The sequence below is a fragment of the Mesorhizobium sp. M1088 genome (assembly GCF_040318575.1).
Classification (GTDB): domain Bacteria; phylum Pseudomonadota; class Alphaproteobacteria; order Rhizobiales; family Rhizobiaceae; genus Mesorhizobium.
Genome location: NZ_JAMYMO010000040.1, coordinates 1 through 25,312, shown reverse-complemented (window position 1 = coordinate 25,312; position 25,312 = coordinate 1). Strand labels below are relative to the sequence as shown.

Here is a 25,312-nt window from a genome sequence, read left to right as displayed (position 1 = left end):
ATGATCATCTAGATTGGCGAGTTCATGCAAAGTCAATCTTGAAGCCACGGGTCAGGTAAGCTTGAGACTATTCCCGCCGCGGTGTGGCAGCCACGCAACGTCAGGCGCCTGGACCCCTTGGCCCTGTGAAAACCGGGTATGGTTCCGCATTAGGAGTCGTCGGGCTTCGCCGGCGTGATTATATGGAGGCCAAACGAGCTGTCCCCCATGCGCTTTCCGCCTGCTTTCCTCGACGAGATCCGCGACCGCGTGCCGATTTCTTCGGTGATCGGCCAGCGCGTCGCGTGGGACAGGAAGAAGACTAACGCGCCGCGCGGCGACTATTGGGCGTGCTGTCCCTTCCATGGCGAGAAGAGCCCGTCCTTCCACTGCGAGGACAAGAAGGGCCGCTACCATTGCTTCGGCTGCTCGGTTTCGGGCGACCATTTCAAGTTCCTGACCGAACTTGACGGGATGAGCTTTCCTGAAGCGGTCGAGAAGATCGCCGACATGGCCGGCGTGCCGATGCCGGTTCGCGATGCCCAGGAGGAGCGGCGCGAAAAGGAACGCGCCAGCCTGACTGACGTCATGGAGATGGCGACGGCGTTCTTCCAGGAACGGCTGCAGGGACCGGAAGGGGCAAAGGCCCGCGCCTATCTGCGCGACCGGGGGCTGACACCGGCGACGCAGCAGTCTTTCCGCCTCGGCTATGCACCCGACAGCCGCAATGCGCTGAAGGAGCATCTTGCCGCCAAGGGTGTCCCCAAGGCCGACATCGAGGCGTGCGGGCTGGTGCGCCATGGCGACGACGTCCCGGTTTCCTACGATTGGTTCCGCGACCGCATCATGTTCCCGATCCCGGATTCCAGGGGCAAGATCATCGCCTTCGGCGGGCGGGCACTGGCGCCGGATGCGCTGGCCAAATACATGAACTCGCCCGATACGGAGCTCTTCCACAAAGGCAACGTGCTCTATAATTTCGCCCGTGCGCGGCAAGCGCTCGGAAAGGGGGCGCTGGCCAAGGGCGGCACGGTCATTGCCGTAGAGGGCTACATCGATGTGATCGCGCTGGCGCAGGCCGGCTTCGAAAACGTGGTGGCGCCGCTCGGCACCGCGTTGACTGAAAACCAGCTCGAACTTCTATGGCGCATGGCTGGCGAGCCGGTGCTGTGCTTCGACGGCGACCAGGCCGGGTTGAAGGCAGCGTGGCGCGCCGCCGACATGGCGCTGCCGGCGGTCCAGGCAGGCCGCTCCGTGCGCTTCGCCCTGCTGCCGGAGGGCAAGGATCCCGACGATCTGGTCAAGGGTGACGGGCCGGATGCGTTCCGCGCCGTGCTTTCCGAGGCACGGCCGCTGGCCGACCTCTTGTGGATGCGCGAGACCGCCGGCGGCATCTTCGACACGCCGGAACGGCGGGCGGAGCTCGAAAAGACGCTACGCGAACTGACCAGCCGCATCCGCGACGAGAGCCTTCGCTATCACTACCAACAGGAAATGCGCGAGCGCGTGCAGAGCTTCTTCGGTGCCCAGCGCGGACGCCAGGGACGTCAGGACGGACGGCCCGGTGAGCGCTTCCCGGGCAGGGTCTCAGCACCCGGCGGACAGTTTGCACGTGGCGGCGGTGCCGGTGGGCGCACCGCGATCACCGAAAGCCTCGGCCGCTCGGCGCTGGTCAAACGCGACGGCGAGGGCATGTCGGTGCGCGAGGCGACGATCATTGCGGCCCTCGTCAACCATCCCGTGCTGATCGACGAGAATTTCGCCCATGTCGAGTTCCTCGATCTCGCCAATTCCGATCTGAAGCGGCTGCATGCGGCCATCCTCGACGCCATGGCGCACGATATGGCCAACAACCGCGAGGCTGTAATCGCGACGATCGAGCGGGCCGGCTGCGGTGAGGTCTGGCAGCGCGCGGTGGCGCTGATCAAACGTGCGCGGCAATGGCCGGCGCTGGAAACGGCAGCACTCGACGATGCTCGCGATGCGTTCAGCCAAGCTCTCCACTTGCAGCGCAGCGCGCGCACCTTACATAAGGAGCTGAAGCAGGCGGAAGCAGCGCTCGCCAGCGATCCCACGGACGAAAATTACCGGCACCTGGTCGAAATCCAGGCGCAATTTCGTGATGTGCAGGCAACGGAAGCGCTGATCGAAGGGTTTGGCGTATCGTCGGGCAGAGCTGGGCGCGTTTAGATCGAAGCCTCCAGAAGACTCAAATGTAAGGACGTGCTTGCGCGTTGAATCAAGCGTGCGGTGCTCTAAGTCGGGTAATTGATTCGCTTTTTTCATGCGAATCATGCGAGAGGCGCTTGACCTTCCGGCAGAATGGCGGAATCAGGTCGATTCGAAACGTTAACCCGCCCCAGCATCGACGGGAATGCAGCGATGTAAGGTACTGATCACTGGCCAGGCAGTCAGCTTGCCACAGATATCAGGGTTAATCTGGACTTAACGAGAGATGCAGTTACTGGCCCGGTAAAGCGCGTTCTGGAAGGAGCGCATCCAATTTGACCGGACCGGCAGCTTACGCGGCTTTGATACTCAGCCGCTTGGAGAAAATAAAGACTATGGCGACAAAAGAAAAGGAAGAAGTCGAGACCGAGCGCGAGGCCGCGACCGATGGCCCTCTGCTCGACCTTTCCGACGATGCTGTCAAGAAGATGATCAAGGCCGCCAAGAAGCGCGGTTATGTCACCATGGACGAGCTGAATTCGGTGCTGCCCTCGGAGGAAGTGACCTCCGAGCAGATCGAGGACACGATGGCCATGCTTTCCGACATGGGCATCAACGTGGTCGAGGACGACGAGCAGGGCGAGGAGCCCGAAGCCGCCGATACCGCCGCTGACGCCGAGGAAGACGCCAACGAGCTGGCCGAGCAGACCGGCACCGCCGTCGCCGCCACCACGACCAAGAAAGAGCCGACCGACCGCACCGACGATCCGGTCCGCATGTATCTGCGCGAGATGGGCTCAGTCGAACTTCTGTCGCGCGAGGGCGAAATCGCGATCGCCAAGCGCATCGAGGCCGGCCGCGAGACGATGATCGCGGGCCTGTGCGAAAGCCCGCTGACTTTCCAGGCCATCATCATCTGGCGTGACGAGCTCAACGAATCGAAGATCCTGCTGCGCGAGATCATCGACCTCGAAGCGACCTATGCCGGGCCGGAGGCCAAGCAGGCGCCGGTTGTCGAGCGTATCGAGGAAGCCAAGACCGAGGAAAAGTCGCGCCGTTCGCGCGAGGACGAGGACGACATTACCAATGTCGGCGGCGACACGCGTGGCCTGGTGGACGACGACGAGGAAGACGATGACGAGGCGAGCCTGTCGCTGGCGGCGATGGAAGCGGAACTGCGCCCGCAGGTGATGGAGACGCTCGACGTCATTGCCGACACCTACAAGAAACTGCGCAAGCTGCAGGACCAGCAGGTCGAGAACCGGCTGGCTGCCGCGGGCACGCTGTCGCCCAGCCAGGACCGCCGACTGAAGGAATTGAAGGACCAGCTGATCAAGGCGGTGAAGTCGCTGTCCTTGAACACGGCGCGCATCGAGGCGCTGGTCGAGCAGCTCTACGACATCAACAAGCGCCTGGTGCAGAACGAAGGCAAGCTGCTCAGGCTGGCCGAAAGCTATGGCGTGCGCCGCGAGGAATTCCTCAAGGAATATCAGGGCTCGGAGCTCGATCCGAACTGGACCCGCTCGATCGGCAATCTGACTTCGCGCGGCTGGAAGGAATTCACCAAGAACGAGAAGGACGCCATCCGCGACCTGCGCGCCGAGATCCAGAACCTCGCCACCGAGACGGCGATTTCGATCCAGGAATTCCGCAAGATCGTCAACCAGGTGCAGAAGGGCGAGCGCGAAGCCGCGATCGCCAAGAAGGAAATGGTGGAGGCCAATCTGCGCCTCGTCATCTCCATCGCCAAGAAATACACCAATCGCGGCCTGCAGTTCCTCGACCTGATCCAGGAAGGCAATATCGGCCTGATGAAGGCGGTCGACAAATTCGAATACCGCCGCGGCTACAAGTTCTCGACCTACGCGACGTGGTGGATCCGGCAGGCGATCACCCGTTCGATCGCCGACCAGGCGCGCACCATCCGCATTCCGGTGCACATGATCGAAACGATCAACAAGATCGTGCGCACCTCGCGCCAGATGCTGCATGAGATCGGCCGCGAGCCGACGCCAGAAGAACTGGCGGAAAAGCTCGCCATGCCGCTGGAAAAAGTGCGCAAGGTGCTGAAGATCGCCAAGGAGCCGATCTCGCTCGAAACGCCGGTCGGCGACGAGGAGGATTCGCATCTTGGCGACTTCATCGAGGACAAGATGGCGATCCTGCCGATCGACGCGGCGATCCAGGCCAATCTGCGCGAGACGACGACGCGCGTATTGGCCTCGCTGACGCCGCGCGAAGAGCGCGTGCTCAGAATGCGCTTCGGCATCGGCATGAACACCGACCACACGCTTGAAGAAGTCGGCCAGCAGTTCTCGGTCACCCGCGAGCGCATCCGCCAGATCGAAGCCAAGGCGCTGCGCAAGCTCAAGCACCCGAGCCGGTCGCGCAAGCTGCGCAGCTTCCTGGACAGTTAGGCTAGGCTTCCGTGGGGGAGATAACAGAGAGACGGTTATTGCGCCGCCTCCTCCCACGGGTCATCGTTTTCAGCCTGGCCGGTCTTACCATTCACCTATTGGCTCTACTTGGAGCAATGATCTTCGGTCATTCTTTTGTGCCGTCGCAACGTTATGTGAGCGACCACGATATGATCGCGAAATCGATTGCTATACCTGCTGGCTGCTTAATTCTCGTTCTTTACTGCCGAAAGTTTGCAAGGGACTTCGACGCCCCGCAGGTGTCCATCAAGACCCTCATCCTTTCTGGTTTTGGCGTTATTGTGTTGCCTTTTATTTTCGGCGTTTTTATCCGTGCAACTGTCCTGACTGCATACCCGCTCTGGCTGGCGGCACTGATGGGGAAGCATACGCAACTCGAATTTTCCGTCAGTGATACGGCGGGTTGGTCTTACCGCTGTCCGAATAGAGTCAGTCTGGCGGGCATGCCGATGATGACCGGCACTCTATGCGGTATCTCGGACAACTTTCGTAATACACTTCATCAGGGCACTCGGGTCGTGTTGACCGGGCGCGGCACGGCGGACGGACTTTTTGCGGCGGGAATTGATGTTGTTCAATAACTGTAATTCCACAGGGATTTGTCCGTGATAGTGACAGCCGGATGAAAGCGGTTGACATTTGCATGATAGGGCAATGGCCATCGACGGTTCACCGGGCTCGTGGTGCAGTCGGCTGCATGAGACCGGCCGCGAGCCGAACTGGCGGAAAAGCTCGCCATGCCGCTGGAAAAAGTGCGCAAGGTGCTGAAGATCGCCAAGGAGCCGATCTGGCTCGAAACGCCGGTCGGCGACGAGGAGGATTCGCATCTTGGCGACTTCATCGAGGACAAGATGGCGATCCTGCCGATCGACGCGGCGATCCAGGCCAATCTGCGCGAGACGACGACGCGCGTGCTGGCCTCGCTGACGCCGCGCGAAGAGCGCGTGCTCAGAATGCGCTTCGGCATCGGCATGAACACCGATCACACGCTTGAAGAGGTCGGCCAGCAGTTCTCGGTCACCCGCGAGCGCATCCGCCAGATCGAAGCCAAGGCGCTGCGCAAGCTCAAGCACCCGAGCCGGTCGCGCAAGCTCAGAAGCTTCCTCGACAGCTGAGGCCGCGTGACGGACAAGCAGTTTAAAGGGCGCCGGTGGCGCCCTTTTCCATTTGGAGATAGGCGATCACGATTGGACGCGCGGCTCTTGCGGGTCCTGCCCTATGAGAGGATAATTCCGCGACGGACGCATTCTCTGGGCGATAAACCCGGATGCCCGCCCCGGCGGTTGGACGCCGTGCTCCGTGGCACCGGAGGGAGGTGTGCCATGACAACTTACATCGTGCTGATCAACTGGACGGAGCAAGGCGCCAAAAATGTGCGGGAATCGCCGAAGCGGCTCGATGCCGCCAAGAAGCTGCTGGGAGACATGGGCGGGTCCTTCAAGGCATTTTATCTCACCATGGGGGATTGTGACATGGTGGCCGTGCTCGAAGCGCCCGACGATGCCGTCCTGGCTCGTTTCTCGCTGATGCTGGCGACGGGCGGAAACGTCAGGACGCGGACACTCAAGGCTTTCCCCGAGGATGCCTATCGCGAGATCATCACCTCGCTCGGCTGAGCCGCGGCGCCTGAAGCGCGTCGCGCTGAACGGCCCTTGCGACGCGCTTTAAGCTCTTCTTTTTATGCATGTCGTTATCGTAAAACCGCTGCGTACCCTTTGGGCGACCTGGATCAGCGAAGCCGGCCATTCCGCCGGTATCGTGTCACGTTGCGGCGCAACGGCATTTCTCGGATAATCCGTGCGTGTCCTCTGGTGCCGTTTCGAAACATGAGCAAGCCTCTGCTGACCGTCTGGTATAATACGCGCTGTCCGGTCTGTGATGCCGGTATCAGCCGGCAGAAGCGGCGGCTGATCGAGGCGGTCAAGGCCGGCCGGATCGAATTTCGCGACATCAATGCCGAACCGGCGGCGCTGGCCGGATACGGCATCGGGCTGGAGGACATCCGGCGCCGGCTGCATGCGATCGACGCCGACGGCAAATTGCTGGCCGGCGCCGATGTTGCCATTGCTGTATGGCGGACGACGCCCGGCGAAGGCTGGCTCGCAACGCTGTTCGGCAATCCCGGCGCACTGCCGTTGACGCGCTATGGCTATGATCGCTTTGCCGATCTGCTCTATGCCTGGAACCGGCGCAAAGGCCGCTGGTAACGGGTATTATTCGCTCCGCACCGAAAGGTCCGGAGATTGTTTCCAGGCCTTTCGCGTGCCCTGCTATCGAGCCACGGGCTCGCAAATCCAGCCAACGATACGGCGCACCGCCGGCAGCACCAGCAGCAGCGTCGGAAAGGCCACCAGCCAGGACAGGCCCCAAGCCGTCAGCCAAGTGGCCAGCATGTCGGGCTGGAAGCCAAAGCTTTTCAGTCGGGCCGAGCACGGCGGCATAGCGCGCAGGCAGCTTGCTGCGGGGGGTTTTCATGGTCATTTGGATTTCCCTGAAGCATCCGGTTCGTCACCTTGCATCCATTCGCCGGTATTGTCGGCGTAACTGCCCGGAACGACCGGGGTGGATGCGTTGCTTCACGTCAGACGCTTACGGAGCGGCCTTCGGCCCTCATGCACCCTCCAGCTGCCCTCGCTGGCGAAATCAATCCTGCTGGTGCCATTTTCAGATACATCGTAAGATATATCTTGACTCGACCGTGGCGGGCACTTAGTTGAGATGTATCGTAAGACATAACTCAAGGAGCAGACAATGCACAAAGACAATCATTTCAGTCGTCACCGTTTCGGCGAACGCGCCGAGCGCGTTTTCATGCATATGGCCGGCAAGTTCGGCGGACGTGGCGGCGGCTTTGGCCCGTTCGGGCATGGCATGAGAGGCGGCGGACGCGGCGGGCCGGGCGACATGTTCCGCGCCGGGCGCATGCTGGCCGACGGCGATCTCAAGCTGATCACGCTGTCGCTGCTGGCCGAGGCGCCGCGGCACGGCTACGACATCATCAAGGCGCTGGAGGAGCGCACCAGCGGCGTCTACAGCCCGAGCCCCGGCGTGGTCTATCCGACGCTGACCTTCCTGGAGGAGGCCGGCTACGCCGTTTCTGCGGCGGAAGGCAACAAGAAGGTGTTTTCAATCACCGACGCTGGGCAGGCGCACCTCAACGAAAATCGCGAGATGATCGACCACGTGCTCGAACATCTCGAGCGCTTCGGCCGCAAGATGGCCAAGGCGCGCGACTGGTTCGGCTGGAACGATGACGGCGACGGTGGCCGGCGCGGCCGCGGCCGCTCGGAAAAGCGCGACGAGTTTCGCGCCGTGCGCCACCGGCTGCGCGCCGCGCTCGGGGAGATCGTCGATGCGCCTGAAGCAAAGCAGGCCGAGGCAATCAGCATATTGGAAGCTGCCGCGGAAGCCCTGGAAGCACTGACGCGCGACTGACCTCTAACGGCAAGCCACAGGCGGCCCTTGCCGGTCCAGCCAAGGACCGGTACTGAAAATCATCCTGCGTCGCGCTATGTGGTGCAGGATGATTGCCGTTGGAGGATACCCCATGTCTTTTCTGAAGCGTCTTTTCGGCGGAGGCAACGAAGCCGCCGAGCCAAAGACAGCGGCGCCTGTAAAGCAGATCGAGCACAAGGGATTTTTGATCAGCGCCACGCCCTACAAGGCGGAGGGCCAGTACCAGACCTGCGGCGTGGTTTCGAAAGAGATCGACGGCGTGATGAAGGAGCACAAATTCATTCGCGCCGACCGCTTTGCCGGGCTTGATGATGCCGTCGACATCTCGATCAAAAAGGGCATCCAGCTGGTCGACGAGCAAGGCGAAAAGATCTTCGGATAGATCGGCTACTACAGCCTTGGGTCGATTGGCTCGCTTTCCAACGCTAGCACGGCGAAGACACACTCGTGAACCCGGCGTAGCGGCTGCTTGGCGACAAATCGCGTTAGCGCTTCGTGGCCAAGCGCGAACTCCCGGAGCGCCAGGCTGCGCTTGCCGGCCAGGCCGCGTTCTCGGAGGCGGACGAGATTGTCGGGTGCATCATATTCGGGACCATAGATGATGCGCAAATATTCCGGGCCGCGGACCTTCAGCGCCGGCTGGATGAGCCCCTTCTTGCCACGGCTGACGAAGTCGCGTGGTTTGACCACCATGCCTTCGCCGCCTGAGCCGGTCAGTGCTTCCCACCAGGCGACGGCCTCGGCACACGCGCTGCCGTCGGCGAGGTCAACCATACGCCATCGAGTCGGCGTGACCACGCCGCCACGGGCAGCCAGACGGTCCGCGAGCGACATGTGCCAGACATGGTCCTGGTCAAACCAAACACGTCCCTCGCTGGCCAGCAGGTGGAAAGGCGCGGCCTTAAGGTCCTCGACGCCCGAAACTGGCCATACGTAGTGCGCCCAGGCGGTGGCGTATTTGGCTGCGCGGACGGCCCGGTCTTCAAGGCGTGCGTTCAGGCCGGCTGCATCGACGCCGCGCGCCATCGCACGGGCCAGCGCCTCGTTGCTGGCCTTGAAACCGGCGGCAGAGGATATCGCCACAGGCGCATACTGGCTTTCGATCAGACTGCCGGCCTTGGCGGACCAAGGCATTATCTCGGCGTCCAGCAGCAGCCAGTCGCTGTTCAATTCCTTCCACAGATCCGCCGCGTCGACCTCGGTGCGAAGACGGGCGAGCAGGTCCTCCGTCATGGCACTGTCATTGAAAAAGGAGCGTCCGGTGCGGGTCCAGATTGCGCCGGTTTCGTCGCCAGGGACCCCGAAGCGGCTGCGTGCCGCCTGCGCGTTCCGGCAGAGCGCGATCACTGCCCGCGAACCCATGTGCTTCTCCTCGCACACGATCTGCGCAACGCCGCGCTCGCGGAAGTAAGCGAAGGCATCCTCCGGACGTTCCAGCCAGCCGTCCTGGCTGCTGGTCTCGGCCGGCGACATGGTCGGCGGCAGATAGATCAGCCATTGCGGCGAGAGCGCGAAGCGGCTCATCACCTCCAGTGCTGCCGACGCGTTCTCCTCGGCCACGACAATCCGGCCCCTCAGTCCGGTCTCGATCCAACGGCGACCGGAGACATCCTGATAATCGAGCACGCCGTCGGCGTCGGCCTGTGCCGATTTACCGGGACCGGACCCGCCCAGCGGACGTATCGGCTCCGACCAGGTCTCGATTGCCGGCACCTCGACCAGTTCGCGTTCCGGCCAGCGCAAGGCCGTCAGCTTGCCGCCGAATACGCATCCGGTGTCGATGCACAGGGTGTTGTTGACCCATTCGGCCGATAGCGTGGGCGTATGTCCATAGATAATGGCCGTCTTGCCACGATAGGCCGCAGCCCAGTCGGCACGGACGGGCAGCCCGAATTCGTCGGTCTCGCCTGTGGTCTCGCCGTACAGAGCGAACTCGCGCACAGCGCCGGAACCGCGTCCGATCATCCCTTCCTTGAGGCCGGCATGGGCGACGGCGAGGCCTCCGCGATCGAGCCAGACATGGCTGCGCAGGCCGTCGAGAAAGGCCGGCAGCGCCTCGCGCAGGCCTCGGTCCTGTGCATTTAGCTGATCAAGAGTCTGCTGGAGGCCGTGAGCGACAGTGACCTTGCGGCCTTCTAGCCAGCGGCTGAGTTTGCGTTCATGGTTGCCCTGGACACAGTAAGCCGTTCCAGCCGCGACCATGCTCATGGCAATGCGCAGCACGTCGGGCGAGTTGGGGCCGCGATCGACGAGGTCGCCGACAAAGACGATCTTGCGGCCCTCTGGTGGAACCACGGTGACCATTCGGTCGCCCTGATGCTCAGACCAGGCGACGCTGTAGCCCAGTCGAGCGAGCAGGATATGAAGCTCATCCGAACAGCCATGGATGTCGCCAATGATATCGAACGGGCCATGGTCGTCGCGCTTATCGGTCCACAGCGGCTGTCGCGACACCTCGGCCGCGTCGATGCTGGCCTCGCTGGTAAGCTTCCAGACTTGGCGGAAGCCCTCGCGTTGGAGGCCGCCAAGACCCTTGCGGACCTCGGTTGTCATGCGCTGGGCGACCCCGGCGCCGAACTGCCGGTCGGCTCGCACCGCATTGCGTGCGACGCACACCTCGACGCCTGGATCGAGGACCACGGCGACGGGCAAAGCGTGCCACTTGCGCGCCAGCTCAATCCAGGGCTTGCGGTCGGCGGCTCGCACATTGGTGGCATCGATGACGGCCAGCCTGCGGTGTTTGAGCCGCTTGCCGGCTATTTCGCGAACCAGATCGAAGGCATCCGCAGAGACGTCCTGGTCGGTTTCGTCGTCGGAGATCAGCGCCCGGCACTGGTCCGAGGAGATAATCTCGGTCGTCAGGAAATGCTTGGTGGCGAAAGTCGACTTGCCCGATCCGGTCGAGCCGATCAGCACGACGAGGGCGAAGTCAGGAATGGTGAGGTTGGTCTTATCAGGTTCTCTCATCGGGTGAACACCGCCATCTGTGTGGGGGCGCCGAGGGTCGGGTCCTCGGCTCCGATACCGCTGAAGGTGGCTGCATAGCCATAGATCTCGCCGATTTTGGCCGCCCAGGCTTGGAACTGAGCCCGGCTCCATTCGAAACGGTGATCGGGATGGCGAAATGCGCCAGGGACCAGTCTTGGAAACAGAGCGTTGTAGTCCGCATTCGGAGTGGTCACGATGACGGATTTGGGCGCCGTCTCACCGAAAACGATGCGTTCGACCAGGGGCAGCCTGTCCTCGTCGAGATGCTCGATGACCTCGACCAGAACGGCGACGTCGGCTGCGGCCCAACGGCTGTCGCGGTAGGTCAGCGATCCATGCAGCAGCGTGACCCGGCCCTCGGGCGGCCCGCCTAATTCGTTCAGCTTGAGACGCTTTGCGGCCCATTCCAGTTCGCGCGCCGCCGGATCCAGACCGAACAGCTTGTGAATCCATCGCTCGCGCACCAGCCTGTCGAGCAGCTTGCCTTCACCGCATCCCAGGTCCGCAACCGTGGTTCCTCGCGTCGCCCGAATGGCGTGGACAACTGCGTCCATGCGCAGATCGTTGAGCCGGATAGGCGTCTCCAGCGCTTCCTCGGGCGTAACGCGCGGCTCGGCAGGTTGTGCCTCGCCAGCCGTCTCGGGAGCCAGCCGCTCCAGGGCGATGCGGGCCAAAGCCCGGCGATTGCCCAGATAGCGGCGCACGATCAGGTCTTTGGCCGGATGGTTTTCCAGCCAGCCTTCGCCTTTGGACAGCAGCTTGTCGATCTCTGCTTCGCCGACCCAGTAATGCTTGGCATCGTCCATCACCGGGATCAGCACATAGAGGTGGTTCAACAAGGCGCTGAGCCGGCCCGTGCCGGTCAGCTTCAGATGGCCGTACCGGGGCTCGCCCGCAGCACCCCCGATTCCTTCGATTGGCGTCAGATCGACTGTCCAGCCCAAGGGTTCGAACAAACTTCGAACCAGAACCTCATCGCCGCGCGTTGGCAGTGGCGTGACCACGGCTTCCAGCGGCAGTTCGCTGTCGGCTAGTTCCTGGCGCTCCTTCGATATACCGGTCATCGCCGTCCGCAGCATTTTGTTCAGCGCCACCGACAGGAAGGATGATGCAGCGTAAGGCCGGTCGTTCACAAATTGGTCTAGCAAGCCTTCTGACTGGCCCTTGCCTCGCACCAGTCCCACCGGGTCGACGTCGAGCAGGAGTGCAGCCTCGCAACGCTCTTCGGTTGCCTCGGGATAGAACAGCCACGCCTTGCCGAAAGACAGGTCGGTCTCGTGCAGGCGATCCGGATGCTTGTGCAGCAAGAAGCCGAGATCGGTGGCCGGACGGTGCGTTGTGGCAACGGAAAGGAACATCCGCGACCGATAGCGCAGACAAGCGGAATAACCAATGGCGGTTGTGTGGCCCACCACAATAGGTTGTCGCCAACGACAACAAGGGCAGGCGCCGGGCGCCTGCCCTTGTACAATTCAGACGATCCTGACGCTTTACGCCGCGGTGGCGACGCGCTCGGCATTACCGGTCGCGGCCACAGTGGCGTCGACCTTGGTCGAGGCCTTGGCCAGCGCTGCTGCCACCGCATCGGCGCCCATACCGACTCCTTCGATGCGGATAACCTCGACATCGGTCATGCCGAGGAAGCCAAGCACGCTGCGCAGGTAGGGAATGGCGTGATCGAACTGCACGGCCGCACCTTCGGAATAGATGCCGCCCGAAGCCAGCACGATATAGACCTTCTTGCCGGTGACGAGGCCGTTGGGGCCGTTCTCGCCATAGGCAAAGCTCTTGCCGGAACGGGCAATGTGATCGACCCAGGACTTCAGCGTCGAGGAGATGTTGAAGTTGATGAAGCCGGTGGCGAGAATCACCGTATCGGCCGCGAACAGTTCATCCAGAACAACATCGGAAACGCCAACGACTTCAGCCTGGCGTGAGGTGCGCGCTTCGGCCGGCGTGTAGATGCCGGTCGCATAATCGGCATCGATGTGCGGCAACGGATTGGCGACGAGGTCGCGCACGACAAGCGTGTTCGACGGATCGGCGGCAACAAGCTTTTCGGCGAATTCAGTAGCAATACGGGTCGAGTGTGAGGCAGCGCCGCGCGGGCTCGATGTGACAAGAAGGATGGACATAATGGGGTCTCCAGGGTTGGATCAAAATCTCCCGGCAGATATGTGTGCGCAGACCCATTTGAAAAACTGGTATATTTTGTATATTATCCATCTAAAATGTGGATTGAACGATGCAACCGAACCCGACGCTTGACCAACTGCAGATCCTGGTTGCGGTGGCCGAGACCGGCAGCTTCTCGGCCGCCGGGCGCAAATTGAATCGCGCGCAATCGGTGATCAGCTACGCCATCGCCAACCTCGAAGCGCAGCTCGGGCTGAAGCTGTTCGAGCGCGAGGGCACGCGTGAACCGCAACTGACCGATGTCGGCAAGGCGACGCTGGAAGATGCGCGGCGCATGGTCGGCGTGCTGCAACGCATCCGCTCGCGTGTCGACGGATACCGGCAGGGATTGGAGGCGGAAGTGACGCTGTCGGTCGACGTGACGCTACCGTCGCCGGTGCTGGTTCGGGTGCTAAAGGCATTCGAGGCGCAGTTCCCGGCCGTGACGCTGCGTCTGCATATCGGCTCGCTTGGCCTTATCCTCGATCATGTTGTCGGCGGACAGGCCGATCTCGGCATCGGGGGGCTTCTGGGTGAGACGGACGTGAATCTGCTTCGCATCGGCTTCTTCTCCCTGGTGCCAGCCGCAGCGCCTGATCACCCTCTGGCGCTGCTGCCGAGACCAGTGGCGCTAGAGGATGTCCGCGAACACATCCAACTGGTCGTCTCGGACCAGTCCGAGCGTACGCGCGGGCGTGACTATGGCGTCTTCGCCTACCGCACCTGGCGGCTGACGGATGTGCGCACCAAGCACGTGCTGATGCGCGAGGGGCTGGGCTGGGGCGGGCTGCCGCGATGGCTCATCGCCGATGATCTGGCGACCGGCCGGCTCGTCGAACTCGATCTCGAGCCTTACAGCGAAGTCCGCTCGCCGCTCTATGCCATGCACCGCGCCGATCGCAGCCCGAAACCGGCGGCCGCCTGGCTGATCGACCAGTTCAAGCGCCAGCTAGGCTGTTTCAACGAGTTCGAACCGGGTGAGATACCTGAGGAGGAGCCGGAGACAGGCCGTCGATCAGCGCCATGAGAACGGCGCGATAGTCCTCGATCGATGCTCCAGTTTCGATTGCGAGCGCTGCGCGGTCGAAGGCGGCTGCGAGCAAAGCGGTCAGTGCTTCCACAGGCAGTCTCGTCATGGAGTGCGAGCGCATCGCGGCAACAAGGCCGTCGCGCAGCGAACGGTTGCCATGGCGATTGTCGATCGCATCCATGGCGGCGCGGCCGAGCACGGCCGGGCCGTCAAGCAGCAAGAGCCGCGTGCGGCCGGGCGCACGCATGGCAGCCAGATAGGCATCCGAGCCGGCAATCAGCGCATCGCGGGCAAATAGCGAAGGCGGCGACGCGCGTTCGATCTCTTCCGAGACGGCTTGCGCCTCCTGTTCGACCACAGCGGCAAACAACGCCTGCTTGTCGGCAAAGTGATGATAGAGCGCGCCGCGCGTGACGCCGGCAGCGGCGACGATCTCGGGTGTGCCGGTCTCGGCATAGGACTTTTCGGTGAACAGTTTGCGAGCCGCGGCGATGAGCTCAGCGCGTGTCGCCTCGGTGCGATCACGGTTGGAGCGACGAGCGGATCCTTGTTGCATACATGCAGCCTGTATGTTATTGCCATTTACATGCAGACTGTATGTTATTTGCCGGGAGAAGGAAAGATGAGGACGACGAGCTATTATCCGGTGCTGATGACGAGCGACGTTGCCGGCACGGCAGCCTTTTATGTTGCGCATTTCGGCTTCAAGCCGCTGTTTGAGGCCTACTGGTACGTGCATCTGCGCTCAGCCGAAGATCGCCGCGTCAACCTCGGCATCGTCCAGGGCGATCATGAGACGATCCCGGAGGAAGGGCGGGGCCGCACATCTGGCCTGCTGATCAATTTCGAGGTCAGGGATCCGGATGCCATCTATGAGCGGATCACCGCCGCTGGCCTGCCGATCCTGCGAACGCTGCGCGACGAACCCTTCGGCCAGCGCCATTTCATCACCAGGGATCCCAACGGCGTGCTGATCGACGTGATCAGGCCGATCCCGCCGAGCCCAGAATTTATGGCGCAATATGCGCAGGGTGCTGCGGCGCGCTAACTCGCCCGCGCCAACGGCATCACGGTGACCTGAGTAATGCCGGAGCGGCGCACCACCGTGCACAGTGTCTCGCGGCCGATTCGCTCGGCGTCGAGCATGCGCACCAGATCGTCGACGCCGGTGACCGGGCGGCCGTCGATGGCGGCAATAATGTCGCCTTCCCTGAGGCCGGCTTTGGCCGCCGGGCTGTTCTTTTCGACGGTGCGCAGGCGCACCGCCGTGCTGCTCGATACTTGCGACAAAAGGGCTGCGCGGCGCGGCAGGTTGGTGGTGTCGGCGGAAACGCCGATGAAGGCACGGCGCACACGGCCGAAGCGGATGATTTCCGAGATGACGAAATTGGCGGTGTTGGAGGCAACCGCGAAGGCGATGCCTTGCGCACCGTGGATCATCGCGGTGTTAACGCCGATCACCTCGCCAGCCGAGGACACCAGCGGTCCGCCAGAATTGCCGGGGTTGAGCGCGGCGTCGGTCTGGATGACGTCGTCGATCAGCCGGCCGGTGGAGGCACGCATCGAGCGGCCGAGTGCCGAGACGACGCCAGTGGTGACGGTCCATTCGAAGCCGAGCGGATTGCCGATGGCAATAGCAATCTGGCCGCGCCTCAAACGCTTGGAATCGCCAAGCGGCGCAACATCGGCAAAGTTGCCGTCGGCGCGCACCAGCGCAATGTCGGTGTCGGGATCGCGGCCGAGCACGCGGCCTTCCCTGGAGGCGCCGTCCGGCATTGACACGCGTACGCTGCGCGCATCGCCGACGACGTGGAAGTTGGTGACGACCAGCCCGTCCTGCGCGATGACGAAGCCGGAGCCATGGCCACCCGGGCCACCGATGCGCTCGATGCGGCAGACGGCGGGCCCGATGCGGTCGACGGCATCGGCGACCGTCGCCGAATAGGCATCGAGAAGGGCATCGTCATATTGCAATTGCTGGGCGGGCAGGGCCATCCGAGGGCTCCGTTTGGAACAATGTGAACAATGCCTATATGTGCGGAGCGGCCGGACCGGCCGCGACCTGACCAGATGGCCAGTCAAATGCCCAACTAGCCGTCAGGCGAGTATCCGCCAACGCCCTGCCGGGCGATATCTGGGTCACGAAGAACCCAGGAGACAAATCATGAGCGATTTCAATCTGAGCACGTTTTCCGACGCCATTGCCGACATCGCGGCAGCCGCGGCACCAGCGACGGCCAGCTTCGCGACGCACCACCGGACGTCAACTGCTTTCCACTGGCGGGACGGCTATTTCGTCACTGCCGAGGAGGCGGTCGAGGCCGGCGAGGAGATCGAGCTGACGTTTTCTTCGGGCGAAGCCGTCAAGGCGGAACTGGTCGGCCGCGACCCGTCCACCGGCACGGCCGTTTTGAAACCGGCCGGCGCGCCGGCCGCCCCGTCACTGGTAAAGGCGGATGCGGTGCGGCCGGGCAACCTGGTGGTCGTGGCGGGCAATAGCGACGGCACCTCGCTCGCTACCTTCGGCACGGTCGGCGAGGTCGGCCCGGCCTGGCGTTCAATGCGCGGTGGCACGATCGACCGGCGCATCAACCTTGCCGTCAATGCCGGCGGCCGTTTCGAGGGTGGCCCTGTGCTCGACGCCAAGGGCGGACTGATCGGCATGCTGCTGTTCGGGCCACGCCGGCGGGCGCTGGTCATGCCTTACGAAACGATCGAGCGGGCAGTCACGACGCTGCGCGAGAAGGGTCATGTGGCGCGCGGCTATCTTGGCGCCGGCCTGCATCCGGTCCGCAATGGTGATACACAGGGCGCCATGGTGATGAGTCTCGACGATAACGGGCCGGCGAAATCAGCCGGTCTCAGTCTCGGCGACATCATCGTGTCGTGGAACGCAGAGACGGTGCATGGCCCGCGCGAGCTGATCCGCAAGCTCGGGCCGGACAGCGCCGGTGCCTTGGTGACACTCGGCGTGGTGCGCGGCGGCGAGAATCGTGAGGTTTCCCTGACCATCGGTGAAAAGCCACTGAGCTGAGGGATAGATGGTAAGCGGTGAGGTCGCTGGCAGACGGCTGACGGTGCTGATCGCGCTCGGTGACGCCGAGCGCACGCGAAGTCTGTCCGCCATTCTCGCCGCGACCGATGATCTGCGGCCGGTTCTGGCCGGCGAAGTCGACGGGCGTGAGGCGGCGGATGTCGCCATCGTCGATGATCATGGGCTACAAGGCGGGCTCGTCGACGCGGCTATGCCTCGCGTGCTGCTATCGTCGCGAGCGGCCCGCGAACGGCCGGCCGATACAGTGTTTGCCGTGCTGCCCGTGCAAGCGGACGAGTTGCTGATCGCCGCCGCCGCGCGGCTCGCGGCTGCGGGCTACCGGATTTCGCGTGACAGTCATGCTCTATCCGATCTGCATCACGATTTGACCTTCCATGGCAGCGACCGGTTCGAAGAGGAACCGACTGACGAGCATATCGTCCGGCCGACGCTTTCGCCGCGGGAAGGCGAGGTGCTGGCGCTGCTGGCCGAGGGCGCGCCCAACAAGGTCATCGCGCGACGGCTGAACATCTCCGTGCACACGGCGAAGTTCCACGTCGCTGCGATCCTGACGAAGCTCGGTGCCGCCAACCGCACCGACGCGATTGCCATCGCCATGCGGCAGGGCCTGGTGCTGGTCTAGTTCAGATTGTCTCAAGGCCGACGCAGCGTAACCCGCATGCGGTGTGTTGGGCCTTGCGCGGCGGTTCTCAGCCGCGCAAGGATCGTGTCTTTCATGTTGCAGGAAGGCGCAAGGATGTCGCTCAAGGGAAAGACGCTTTTCATCTCCGGCGGGTCGCGCGGCATCGGGCTGGCGATTGCGCTGCGCGCCGCGCGCGATGGCGCCAATGTGACGATCGCGGCCAAGACCGCCGAGCCGCATCCGAAGCTGCCCGGGACGATCTACACGGCGGCGCACGAGATCGAGCAGGCCGGCGGCAAGGCGCTGCCGGCGCTGTGCGACATTCGGGATGAAGAACAGGTCGCCGAGGCGGTCGCCAAGACCGTGGAGCGGTTCGGCGGCGTCGATATCTGCGTCAACAACGCCAGTGCCATCCAGCTCACCGGCACGTTGGAGACCGATATGAAGCGCTACGATCTGATGCACCAGATCAACACGCGCGGCACTTTTCTCGTCTCCAAAATGTGCATTCCGCACTTGAGGTTGGCGGAAAATCCTCACATCTTGAATCTGGCGCCGCCGCTCGACATGAAGGCCAAGTGGTTCAAGAACCATGTCGCCTACACGATGGCAAAGTTCGGCATGTCGATGTGCACGCTGGGCATGAGCGCCGAGTTCGCCAGGGACGGCATTGCGGTCAATTCGCTATGGCCGATCTCGACCATCGACACGGCGGCGGTGCGTAACCTCCTGGGCGGGGCGACGGTGGCGGCGATGAGCCGTTCGCCCGACATCATGGCCGATGCGGCATACGCCATCCTGGTCAGGCCGTCGCGTGAGGCGACCGGCAATTTCTACATTGACGAAGAAGTGCTGCGCGCTGAGGGCGTCAGCGATTTCTCGGCCTATGCGCCGGGTGCGACAGGCCCGCTCGCCGGCGACTTTTTTGTGCCGGACGAGGTGTTCGGCCGGACGGATACCAAAATCAAAGGTATCTACTGACGGAAAGTATCTAGCTGACAGGCATATCTCTTAAAGACCGGCACAGACGTGTGCTCAGTCTTCGGCTTTCTTGGCTTTGCCAAGACCCATCAGCCGGTCGATATAGGCAAGCATCAGTGCCGACAGAACGAAGGCCAGATGAATGATGGTCAGCCACATCAGCTGGTCGGTCGTGTAGGAGACCGAGTTCAGGAACACCTGCAAGAGGTGGATCGAGGAGATCGCTACGATTGTCGAGGCGACCTTGACCTCGAGCCGACATCGATCGTGCCCAGCCAATGCACCTTGCCGTCATTTTCATCGAAGCGGCTGACGAAGTTTTCGTAACCCGAGATGATCACCATCACCACCAGTGAGGCGACCAGCGCGGCATCGATGAGGCCGAGTATTTTCAGGATGGTGTCGGTGTCATCGAGCGTGAAGGCAACGGAGACGAACTCGAACAGCTTGTTGCCGAAGGACACGGCATAGATGGCAAGTGCCGCACCCAGTCCGAGATAGAAGGCGACCAGCAGCCAGCGCGAGGCGAGAATGATCGATTCGATGGCGAGTTCGAGGCGCTTCATGCGGCGATTCGGGCTCCGTTGTCGGAGTGCCGTATTTCGGGCAGGCTGCGGCGGTTTGCAAGGTTTCAAAAAAACGAAACCCCGCCGGGGAGGGGAACCGGCGGGGCTCGTGTGTCCCGCTGGAGTCGGGACAGGGCAGGGAACGCCCTTTCCAGAATCTGGGATGGGTAACCGCGCGTTTCAAGATTGATGACCGCGCGATTCAATGGTTGATCAAATCGCGCGGTTCACATTGCGGTTTATTGGGCGCTGGCCACAGGCGCTACCAGGGGGGTAATCCGGCGGATGGCGACGCGGCGGTTCTCGCGGTTGGGTCCCGACGTGTTGACCTTGAGATACTCCTCGCCATAGCCCTGCGTCGTCAGGTTCTCCGGCGGGATGCCGAAGGCGTTGGTCAAGGCTTCGGCGACCGCCTCGGCGCGGCGGTCGGACAGAGCAAGGTTCGCTTCCGGTGTGCCGACAGCGTCGGTATGGCCCTCGATCAGGAAGCTCTCGGCCGGGTTTTTCTTCAGCAGCTTGTCCATGGCGTTGGCAACACCCTCCAGCTTCTGGACCTCGGTGTCGGAAATCGAGGCCGAACCGAATTCGAAGTTGAGCGTGTCGAGGTCGATGCGGCGGGCGATGTCGCGCACGCGGGCCGAGCGCTTGACCTCGTCGATCGAATAGAGGCGCTGGACCCTCTCGACCGGCGGCCGTTCGAGGAAGGTGTAGTAGTCGTCCGGATCCTCGACCTCTTCGGAATCCAGAATGTATTCCTCTTGCGGGATGGTAAGGCGCATCGGCGGCAGGTCGTCGCCCGGGTCGCGCCAGTCTGCATCGTCGTCATAGTTCCGCTCGTCGACATAGCTCAGCACATATTCGCGGCCGTCGGGCGCGAAGCGTGAACGCTGGATGACGTCGCCGTAGCGGTTGCGGATGGTGACGATCCGGACACCATTGTCACGCTCAACGATTTCCCGGGTGCGATCGCCCGACAGGTCCTCGTAATAGACATTCCTGGCGCCGCGGTGCATGCGCGGTGCATCACTGCTTTCGACGAACGTCTGGTTGTTGAACTGCAGGATAACGCGGTCGCCGAATTCCCTGACGACGTTGGCACCCTGGGGGCGCGGACGACGACGAACATCCTCGACGTCCGGCGCACGCTCGACGCGCTTGCCTTTTTCCTCGGTCACCGGAACGATCTTTTCAGGCTTGATCTCCCGCTGGGCTGCCCGGTCGTCGGTCGGTGGCGGCCCCTGATCGACCGGAGCCGGCTTCGGGGCTTCCACCTGGTTCTCGCCCTGCTGGGCGGGCTGGTTGCCCTGCTGCTTACCGGCATTTTGGCCGCGCTCCTTGCCACCCTTGCGCTTGCGCAAGACATCCTTCTGGCTGTCCAGAACAGGTGCCTCGTTCGGATTGGCCTGGGCTTCACCCTGGACCGGATTTTCCCCCTGGACCGGCGCGGCCTGGCCAGTCGAAGGCTGTTCGCCGGTCGAGGGCTGTTGCTCTCCTGTCACCGGCTGTTCGCCGACAGGCCTCTTGCCACGTTTCTTGATCTTGTCCTGGGGCTGTTCGCCCTGGACGGGAGCGGCCTGCTGCTCGATCGGAGCCGGTTGGGCCTGTGGGGTCGCTTCCTTATTGGTCGGCGCCGGCTGGCCTTCCGCCTCCGTGGCGGGTCCGGTCAATTCAGCAGGCTTCTTGCGCTTGCCCGGCTTTTGTCCGGGCTCGACAGTCGGAGCCTGTTCTGCCGGGGCAGCCTCGATCTGCTGGTTCTGTTTTTGCTTCTTCTTGCGCGGGTTGACGTTGGGCTGGTTGTCGTTTGCCGGCGCTGCCTGCTCGGCCGGTTGTTCCGATGGGGCCGCTTCGATCTGCTGCCGATTGCGCCGCTTCTTGCGGGGTTGCTCGGTCTCGGCTGGAGCGATCTGCTCGGCCGGAGCGGATTCTGTTTGCTGCTGCTGATTGCGCCGCTTCTTGCGGGGTTGCTCGGACTCGGCTGGAGCCGCCTGCTCGGCCGGAGCGGATTCCGTTTGCTGCTGCTGGTCGCGCTTCTTCTTTCTGGGCTGCTCTGCCTGCTGGCTTTGCGCGCAGGCCTCCGCCGACTCGCCCTCGGCGCAACTCGATTGCACTGGGATGAGCGGCGCTGCGGTACGTTGCACGGGGCCGAATGCGGCGTCGCCTTGCAGTGGGAACGCGCCTAGCGGCGCGGACGCCATCAACAGGCCAAGCGCCGTGCCTGCCAGAATCCGTGGTTGGCGTTTCATCATAAACACTCCTTGTGGCGTCCCATCCATGCCCAAACTTTCAGCAACCATGTTTGGTTCCTGTTTGTAGGTTCTAGCTGTGGCACAGGGCGATTGACCGGCGTTTTGAAGGCGACTTCATGTCATTCGTATGGTCCTGGCGTATGTTCCGGCGTATGGTCCCGGCGTATCGTTCGGACGAGGGTGCACGGTTGCCGTGCTTGACCTTGAAGCGTCCGGGGGCCACATGCCGACGATGGAAAAGCCGTTCTGGAAGACCAAGACGCTCGAGGCGATGACCCCGGCCGAGTGGGAATCACTCTGCGACGGTTGTGGCAAGTGCTGCCTGTCGAAACTCGAAGACGAGGACACCGGAGAGATCTACTGGACCAGCGTCGGCTGCCGGCTGTTCGACGCTGGAAGCTGCCGCTGCTCCGACTATGCCAACCGGCTGGCGCGTGTTCCGGATTGCGTCGGGCTGACGCCGCAGAACGTGCGCACCATCAGCTGGCTGCCCAAGACCTGCGCTTACCGGCTGGTGGCCGAGGGCCGCGATCTCTATTGGTGGCACAGGCTGGTGTCGGGAAGCGACGAGACCGTGCACGAGGCCGGCATCTCGATGCGCGGCCGGGTCAGCGCCAGCGAGACCGACCTTGCCGAGCCGGACGACTATTTCGACCATATGCTCGCGGACGAGCCTTAGGATTTCCTGCGGTAACGAAGACCGGGAACCATGGCAAAAGGGTACGTTCCCCATCTGCCCTGCATAGAACGGTTCCAGAAACGGACAGACTAACGGCTGGCCCATTCTTGCCGCATGAACGGGGGATGAATGGCCGGTTCGCAAAAAATTCAGACAGGCGGGTGCATTCTCCTCGCATAGGTTTGACGAAAACGGGTGGAAACCCTCAAACAAGGAGAGAAGACAATGTTCAATACCATCAAGACGGTTGCTCTTTCGGCACTTGTCGGCCTTGGCACGCTTGCTGCCATCCCCGCTCATGCTGACAGCATCTATCTCGGCTTCGGCAACAACCAGGATCCGCGCGTCGGCGTCTATACCGGCGACGAAGATGATGGTTACTATCGCGAACACCGCCGTCATGGCGGCTGGCGCCGGTCCTGTTCGCCGGAGCGTGCCATTGACAAGGCCGAACGCATGGGCCTGCACCGCGCCCGCATCATCGACATCAACCGCCGCACGGTCAAGGTCGCCGGCCGCCAGTATGGCGACCGCGTCGTAATCGTATTCGCCAACGAGCGCGGCTGTCCGATCATCTATCGCTAAGGTCTTCGGGCTTGCGGCCGGCTGACTTGCAGCCGGTAGAGTAGCGGAGCCCTTTCCGCCAGGACGGAAAGCGCGGCTCAAAAAACCCCGGAGGATCGATCCTCCGGGGTTTTTTCATGCTGCAAGCGATGATCATTTCAATTCGAAAGTCACCGTCACCTGTGCGGTATAGGAATTCTCGCCGGCTTGCACCGGGACCGACGCGCCGGCGGCATCGAATGCCTTGGCGTTGATCGGCATCGGCGGTGGTGCGAAATTCTGGTCGGTGATTTCCAGGACCCGGCCGATGCCGACGCCGGCCGCTTCGGCCAGCGTCTTGGCCTTGGCCATGGCATTGGCGACGGCCTTCTTGCGCGCCTCGGTGACGGCTGCCGCCGGATCGTCGTTGGAGAAGGAGATGCCGCCGCCCTGGTTGACGCCGAGCGACACCGCCTTGTCGAGAATGTCGCCGGTCTTGTCGATGTCGCGGACGCGCACCGAAAGCGTGTTGGTCACCTGATAGGCGACAAGCTCGGCCTCCTGGCTGCCGTCGGGCTTGTTGGTGTAATTATAGCGCGGATTGATCTGGATGCCCGCTGTCTGCAGGTCGCGCTCCTTGATGCCGGACGATTTCATGGCAGCGATCACCGCGGCCATGGCGTCGTTATTGGCATCGAGCGCTGCACGTGCCGTCTTGGCTTCGCGCATGACGCTGAGCGTCAGCAGAGCCAGATCGGGTGCTATCGCCGCCTCGCCTTCACCGGTGACGACGATACGCGGCGGCGGTGGCGAATCGGCGGCGGCCGCGATCGCCGGAAATGCGATTGCGGCGGCAATCGCCAGGGGCAAGATACGTCTGGTCATGAAATCTCCTCGATCTGGGATCCCAAGACAGCCGAGTGTTGGCCGGCGTCCAATGGGCGACGTGCAATAGGTTATCAATATGGGCTGATTTGGGCGATCCCTGCCAGCCCCCTTGGAACGCCTGCTCGGAAAGCCTTGTGCGGTTCAGGGAAAAACACTAATCCAGCGCCGTGGGGCCTGTAGCTCAATGGTTAGAGCCGGCGGCTCATAACCGCTTGGTTGGGGGTTCGAGTCCCTCCGGGCCCACCATTATCGTTATCTTTCAATGATTTAGAGGCATTGTTGCACTTGGCTAGCCAAGTCAAGGCAGGCGAACCGCCGTCCATAGCGTTTGATTTTATTGACTTATGGTGGGCCTCTGGAGGCCGCAGATGTGTTGCCAACCGCCGGTGGAGTGTCAGGATCGTTTATCAAGTGCTTGAACGACGCCGGCACGGTGTTCGGAATAGAAAGCCGCGCATAGTCCCCTACGCAATCGACCTCGAATTACTGTCTGGATGCTACATCGGCCATCGCCGCACCCCAGGCGATCTCGTAGCCCATGCGTGAGAAGCCGAATTCGCGATCGAATGTGTTCGGCGTAAGCGTGGCCTGAAGACCGTCGAAATTTTTGCACTGGCTGGGTCTCGCTTAGCTATCGGTAGAGAGGACCTTTGCCTTCACGAAATCTCGGAATTGCAGCTTGGCTTCTGCTGACTGAAACGCGCGGGCCGGGACAATAAATGCGTTGAGGTTGCGCCGCTGGATTATGAGGGCATCGCCGTCTTCTCGAACATCGGCTATTTCTGCCCAAGGTATAGTAGCGCTGCGTTTGCCTATGGTGGTGGCTATACCTTCGCCATCGACCGCAAGGGTCCGCACTTCCGGTTTGAATTTGAGCATTGGAAACAACACGAAGCCCGCTAACGGCAAGATACCGATGGCGCCAACCAGAGCGAGGCCCGTCCATCCAGTCGGCACGCCGCCAAAAATTCCGAGAGAGGCCGCTACAATTACTGCGATGAAAATGCTGCAGTGTGTCTTCCAGAGGCTGTGACGCCAAGTACGCCAATACCACTGCCAAACTTCGTTGCGCTGAGAGGCGTAGTTGATTGAAATGCTCATAGCGCAATATGTGCAACAGTTTGGATTGTTGGGCAACGATCCAACCGCGCAAATCGCCCCGCTTGGATTATGCAGCTTCAGCTACATTGTGCACTGTCGGCCGCCAGTTCCAGGGCAAGAGCTCATCCCACCGCGCTGCTGGCCAGTCGCCAGCGATCTTGGCGATGACATCGGCGATGTAGGCCTGCGGCTCGAGTCCGTTGAGCTTTGCCGTCTCGATAACTGTGTAGATGGCGGCTGCACGATCGCCACCAGCCTTCGATCCGGCAAACAGCCAATTCTTGCGGCCCAGAGCCATCTCGGGGTCATTCTGCCCATGTTGGGCAGGAGGTCGAGGTCCATTACCGTTGGCACCCGTATTTCGGACATCGGCTTCGCTGCGAGAACAGCGAAGAG

General features: G+C 62.5%; 23 protein-coding genes, 1 tRNA gene and 3 pseudogenes. 16 read left to right on the top strand and 11 right to left on the bottom strand.

From position 1 onward, the window contains the following. Positions 1-207 precede the first annotated feature (207 nt). The 6 genes and pseudogenes from dnaG to NKH49_RS28790 all read left to right on the top strand — a co-directional run bounded on the left by dnaG (position 208) and on the right by NKH49_RS28790 (position 6,793). The gene (gene dnaG / locus NKH49_RS28815) at positions 208-2,169 is read left to right on the top strand and encodes a DNA primase (RefSeq protein ID WP_352473950.1); all 1,962 of its coding nucleotides are present in this window, start codon (positions 208-210) and stop codon (positions 2,167-2,169) included. Between the two features lie 374 nt (positions 2,170-2,543). Next, a complete protein-coding gene (gene rpoD / locus NKH49_RS28810) occupies positions 2,544-4,565 on the top strand; it encodes an RNA polymerase sigma factor RpoD (RefSeq protein ID WP_023678297.1) in 2,022 nt (673 codons plus the stop codon). A gap of 38 nt (positions 4,566-4,603) precedes the next feature. Next, complete coding sequence (locus NKH49_RS28805) at positions 4,604-5,167, top strand: hypothetical protein (protein ID WP_352473952.1); 564 nt, start codon at positions 4,604-4,606, stop codon at positions 5,165-5,167. Positions 5,168-5,302: 135 nt separating this feature from the next. Beyond that, a pseudogene (locus tag NKH49_RS28800) lies at positions 5,303-5,701 on the top strand (sigma-70 family RNA polymerase sigma factor); the annotation flags it as partial. Positions 5,702-5,908: 207 nt separating this feature from the next. Further along, positions 5,909-6,202 carry a GYD domain-containing protein gene (locus tag NKH49_RS28795; protein ID WP_292658752.1) on the top strand — a complete coding sequence of 98 codons (294 nt, stop codon included), beginning with the start codon at positions 5,909-5,911 and terminating at the stop codon, positions 6,200-6,202. A 210-nt stretch (positions 6,203-6,412) separates the two neighbouring features. Continuing rightward, positions 6,413-6,793 (top strand): thiol-disulfide oxidoreductase DCC family protein, encoded by a 381-nt coding sequence (locus NKH49_RS28790; protein WP_352450721.1) that lies wholly within the window; start codon positions 6,413-6,415, stop codon positions 6,791-6,793. Between the two features lie 63 nt (positions 6,794-6,856). Here NKH49_RS28790 and NKH49_RS28785 read toward each other — a convergent pair whose 3' ends face one another. Continuing rightward, a complete protein-coding gene (locus NKH49_RS28785) occupies positions 6,857-6,979 on the bottom strand; it encodes a DUF2798 domain-containing protein (protein ID WP_352928952.1) in 123 nt (40 codons plus the stop codon). A 358-nt stretch (positions 6,980-7,337) separates the two neighbouring features. Between NKH49_RS28785 and NKH49_RS28780 the strand changes: the two genes are divergently transcribed. Continuing rightward, positions 7,338-8,021, top strand: a complete 684-nt coding sequence (locus tag NKH49_RS28780; protein WP_352928950.1) for a PadR family transcriptional regulator — start codon at positions 7,338-7,340, stop codon at positions 8,019-8,021. Between the two features lie 112 nt (positions 8,022-8,133). Beyond that, a complete protein-coding gene (locus tag NKH49_RS28775) occupies positions 8,134-8,424 on the top strand; it encodes an HlyU family transcriptional regulator (RefSeq protein WP_023719334.1) in 291 nt (96 codons plus the stop codon). Positions 8,425-8,432: 8 nt separating this feature from the next. On the opposite strand, the gene NKH49_RS28770 is transcribed toward NKH49_RS28775, so the two are convergent. From NKH49_RS28770 to NKH49_RS28760, 3 genes are all read right to left on the bottom strand, one after another. After that, on the bottom strand, positions 8,433-11,009 hold the full coding sequence (locus NKH49_RS28770) for a polynucleotide kinase-phosphatase (RefSeq protein WP_352928948.1): 2,577 nt from the start codon (positions 11,007-11,009) through the stop codon (positions 8,433-8,435). Then, entirely contained in the window at positions 11,006-12,388 is a 1,383-nt protein-coding gene (locus NKH49_RS28765) for a 3' terminal RNA ribose 2'-O-methyltransferase Hen1 (protein WP_352928946.1), read from the bottom strand. The genes NKH49_RS28770 and NKH49_RS28765 overlap by 4 nt, the downstream gene beginning before the upstream one ends. 132 nt (positions 12,389-12,520) lie before the next feature. Then, positions 12,521-13,165: an FMN-dependent NADH-azoreductase gene (locus NKH49_RS28760; RefSeq protein WP_352928944.1), complete on the bottom strand. Its 645-nt coding sequence runs from the start codon at positions 13,163-13,165 to the stop codon at positions 12,521-12,523. A gap of 110 nt (positions 13,166-13,275) precedes the next feature. On the opposite strand from NKH49_RS28760, the gene NKH49_RS28755 reads away from it, so the two are divergent. After that, positions 13,276-14,232 carry a LysR family transcriptional regulator gene (locus NKH49_RS28755; protein ID WP_352450726.1) on the top strand — a complete coding sequence of 319 codons (957 nt, stop codon included), beginning with the start codon at positions 13,276-13,278 and terminating at the stop codon, positions 14,230-14,232. Here NKH49_RS28755 and NKH49_RS28750 read toward each other — a convergent pair. After that, positions 14,165-14,791 (bottom strand): TetR/AcrR family transcriptional regulator, encoded by a 627-nt coding sequence (locus NKH49_RS28750; RefSeq protein WP_352683626.1) that lies wholly within the window; start codon positions 14,789-14,791, stop codon positions 14,165-14,167. The genes NKH49_RS28755 and NKH49_RS28750 overlap by 68 nt on opposite strands. Before the next feature lie 66 nt (positions 14,792-14,857). Here NKH49_RS28750 and NKH49_RS28745 point away from each other — a divergent pair, with 66 nt between their 5' ends. Continuing rightward, positions 14,858-15,283, top strand: a complete 426-nt coding sequence (locus NKH49_RS28745) for a VOC family protein (RefSeq protein WP_352473963.1) — start codon at positions 14,858-14,860, stop codon at positions 15,281-15,283. On the opposite strand, the gene NKH49_RS28740 is transcribed toward NKH49_RS28745, so the two are convergent. Then, the gene (locus NKH49_RS28740; protein ID WP_023678284.1) at positions 15,280-16,230 is read right to left on the bottom strand and encodes a S1C family serine protease; all 951 of its coding nucleotides are present in this window, start codon (positions 16,228-16,230) and stop codon (positions 15,280-15,282) included. The two genes, NKH49_RS28745 and NKH49_RS28740, sit on opposite strands and share 4 nt — an antisense overlap. A 169-nt stretch (positions 16,231-16,399) precedes the next feature. Between NKH49_RS28740 and NKH49_RS28735 the strand changes: the two genes are divergently transcribed. The 3 genes from NKH49_RS28735 to NKH49_RS28725 all read left to right on the top strand — a co-directional run bounded on the left by NKH49_RS28735 (position 16,400) and on the right by NKH49_RS28725 (position 18,893). After that, positions 16,400-17,269 (top strand): S1C family serine protease, encoded by an 870-nt coding sequence (locus NKH49_RS28735; RefSeq protein WP_352491489.1) that lies wholly within the window; start codon positions 16,400-16,402, stop codon positions 17,267-17,269. 7 nt (positions 17,270-17,276) lie between these two features. Next, positions 17,277-17,912 (top strand): helix-turn-helix transcriptional regulator, encoded by a 636-nt coding sequence (locus tag NKH49_RS28730; RefSeq protein WP_352473965.1) that lies wholly within the window; start codon positions 17,277-17,279, stop codon positions 17,910-17,912. Between the two features lie 114 nt (positions 17,913-18,026). Continuing rightward, positions 18,027-18,893, top strand: a complete 867-nt coding sequence (locus tag NKH49_RS28725) for an SDR family oxidoreductase (protein ID WP_352473967.1) — start codon at positions 18,027-18,029, stop codon at positions 18,891-18,893. Between the two features lie 54 nt (positions 18,894-18,947). On the opposite strand, the pseudogene NKH49_RS28720 reads toward NKH49_RS28725, so the two are convergent. After that, a pseudogene (locus tag NKH49_RS28720) lies at positions 18,948-19,459 on the bottom strand (TIGR00645 family protein). A gap of 239 nt (positions 19,460-19,698) precedes the next feature. After that, a complete protein-coding gene (locus NKH49_RS28715; protein WP_352928942.1) occupies positions 19,699-21,702 on the bottom strand; it encodes an OmpA family protein in 2,004 nt (667 codons plus the stop codon). A 235-nt stretch (positions 21,703-21,937) separates the two neighbouring features. On the opposite strand from NKH49_RS28715, the gene NKH49_RS28710 reads away from it, so the two are divergent. Together NKH49_RS28710 and NKH49_RS28705 are read left to right on the top strand one after the other, a co-directional pair. Further along, positions 21,938-22,384 (top strand): YcgN family cysteine cluster protein, encoded by a 447-nt coding sequence (locus tag NKH49_RS28710; RefSeq protein WP_023678278.1) that lies wholly within the window; start codon positions 21,938-21,940, stop codon positions 22,382-22,384. A 225-nt stretch (positions 22,385-22,609) separates the two neighbouring features. Beyond that, positions 22,610-22,969, top strand: coding sequence for a hypothetical protein (locus NKH49_RS28705; RefSeq protein WP_352637442.1), 360 nt, complete (start codon positions 22,610-22,612; stop codon positions 22,967-22,969). Between the two features lie 132 nt (positions 22,970-23,101). On the opposite strand, the gene NKH49_RS28700 is transcribed toward NKH49_RS28705, so the two are convergent. After that, the gene (locus NKH49_RS28700) at positions 23,102-23,812 is read right to left on the bottom strand and encodes an SIMPL domain-containing protein (protein WP_352472400.1); all 711 of its coding nucleotides are present in this window, start codon (positions 23,810-23,812) and stop codon (positions 23,102-23,104) included. A 173-nt stretch (positions 23,813-23,985) separates the two neighbouring features. On the opposite strand from NKH49_RS28700, the gene NKH49_RS28695 reads away from it, so the two are divergent. Beyond that, positions 23,986-24,061, top strand: a tRNA-Ile gene (locus NKH49_RS28695). 381 nt (positions 24,062-24,442) lie between these two features. On the opposite strand, the gene NKH49_RS28690 is transcribed toward NKH49_RS28695, so the two are convergent. Then, entirely contained in the window at positions 24,443-24,916 is a 474-nt protein-coding gene (locus tag NKH49_RS28690) for a YcxB family protein (RefSeq protein ID WP_352614504.1), read from the bottom strand. A gap of 67 nt (positions 24,917-24,983) precedes the next feature. Then, a pseudogene (locus NKH49_RS28685) lies at positions 24,984-25,214 on the bottom strand (transposase domain-containing protein); the annotation flags it as partial. Between the last annotated feature and the right edge of the window lie 98 nt (positions 25,215-25,312).

What these genes read in the sequence shown, in the direction of transcription:
- NKH49_RS28790 (WP_352450721.1), top strand. Translation starts at nt 6,413, where the DNA reads ATGAGCAAGCCTCTGCTGACCGTCTGGTATAATACGCGCTGTCCGGTC.
- NKH49_RS28690 (WP_352614504.1), bottom strand. Translation starts at nt 24,916, where the DNA reads ATGAGCATTTCAATCAACTACGCCTCTCAGCGCAACGAAGTTTGGCAG.
- NKH49_RS28770 (WP_352928948.1), bottom strand. Translation starts at nt 11,009, where the DNA reads ATGAGAGAACCTGATAAGACCAACCTCACCATTCCTGACTTCGCCCTC.
- NKH49_RS28730 (WP_352473965.1), top strand. Translation starts at nt 17,277, where the DNA reads ATGGTAAGCGGTGAGGTCGCTGGCAGACGGCTGACGGTGCTGATCGCG.
- NKH49_RS28760 (WP_352928944.1), bottom strand. Translation starts at nt 13,165, where the DNA reads ATGTCCATCCTTCTTGTCACATCGAGCCCGCGCGGCGCTGCCTCACAC.
- NKH49_RS28765 (WP_352928946.1), bottom strand. Translation starts at nt 12,388, where the DNA reads ATGTTCCTTTCCGTTGCCACAACGCACCGTCCGGCCACCGATCTCGGC.
- NKH49_RS28735 (WP_352491489.1), top strand. Translation starts at nt 16,400, where the DNA reads ATGAGCGATTTCAATCTGAGCACGTTTTCCGACGCCATTGCCGACATC.
- NKH49_RS28710 (WP_023678278.1), top strand. Translation starts at nt 21,938, where the DNA reads ATGGAAAAGCCGTTCTGGAAGACCAAGACGCTCGAGGCGATGACCCCG.
- NKH49_RS28715 (WP_352928942.1), bottom strand. Translation starts at nt 21,702, where the DNA reads ATGAAACGCCAACCACGGATTCTGGCAGGCACGGCGCTTGGCCTGTTG.
- NKH49_RS28725 (WP_352473967.1), top strand. Translation starts at nt 18,027, where the DNA reads ATGTCGCTCAAGGGAAAGACGCTTTTCATCTCCGGCGGGTCGCGCGGC.
- NKH49_RS28795 (WP_292658752.1), top strand. Translation starts at nt 5,909, where the DNA reads ATGACAACTTACATCGTGCTGATCAACTGGACGGAGCAAGGCGCCAAA.
- rpoD (WP_023678297.1), top strand. Translation starts at nt 2,544, where the DNA reads ATGGCGACAAAAGAAAAGGAAGAAGTCGAGACCGAGCGCGAGGCCGCG.
- dnaG (WP_352473950.1), top strand. Translation starts at nt 208, where the DNA reads ATGCGCTTTCCGCCTGCTTTCCTCGACGAGATCCGCGACCGCGTGCCG.
- NKH49_RS28785 (WP_352928952.1), bottom strand. Translation starts at nt 6,979, where the DNA reads ATGCTGGCCACTTGGCTGACGGCTTGGGGCCTGTCCTGGCTGGTGGCC.
- NKH49_RS28705 (WP_352637442.1), top strand. Translation starts at nt 22,610, where the DNA reads ATGTTCAATACCATCAAGACGGTTGCTCTTTCGGCACTTGTCGGCCTT.
- NKH49_RS28780 (WP_352928950.1), top strand. Translation starts at nt 7,338, where the DNA reads ATGCACAAAGACAATCATTTCAGTCGTCACCGTTTCGGCGAACGCGCC.
- NKH49_RS28740 (WP_023678284.1), bottom strand. Translation starts at nt 16,230, where the DNA reads ATGGCCCTGCCCGCCCAGCAATTGCAATATGACGATGCCCTTCTCGAT.
- NKH49_RS28745 (WP_352473963.1), top strand. Translation starts at nt 14,858, where the DNA reads ATGAGGACGACGAGCTATTATCCGGTGCTGATGACGAGCGACGTTGCC.
- NKH49_RS28755 (WP_352450726.1), top strand. Translation starts at nt 13,276, where the DNA reads ATGCAACCGAACCCGACGCTTGACCAACTGCAGATCCTGGTTGCGGTG.
- NKH49_RS28700 (WP_352472400.1), bottom strand. Translation starts at nt 23,812, where the DNA reads ATGACCAGACGTATCTTGCCCCTGGCGATTGCCGCCGCAATCGCATTT.
- NKH49_RS28750 (WP_352683626.1), bottom strand. Translation starts at nt 14,791, where the DNA reads ATGCAACAAGGATCCGCTCGTCGCTCCAACCGTGATCGCACCGAGGCG.
- NKH49_RS28775 (WP_023719334.1), top strand. Translation starts at nt 8,134, where the DNA reads ATGTCTTTTCTGAAGCGTCTTTTCGGCGGAGGCAACGAAGCCGCCGAG.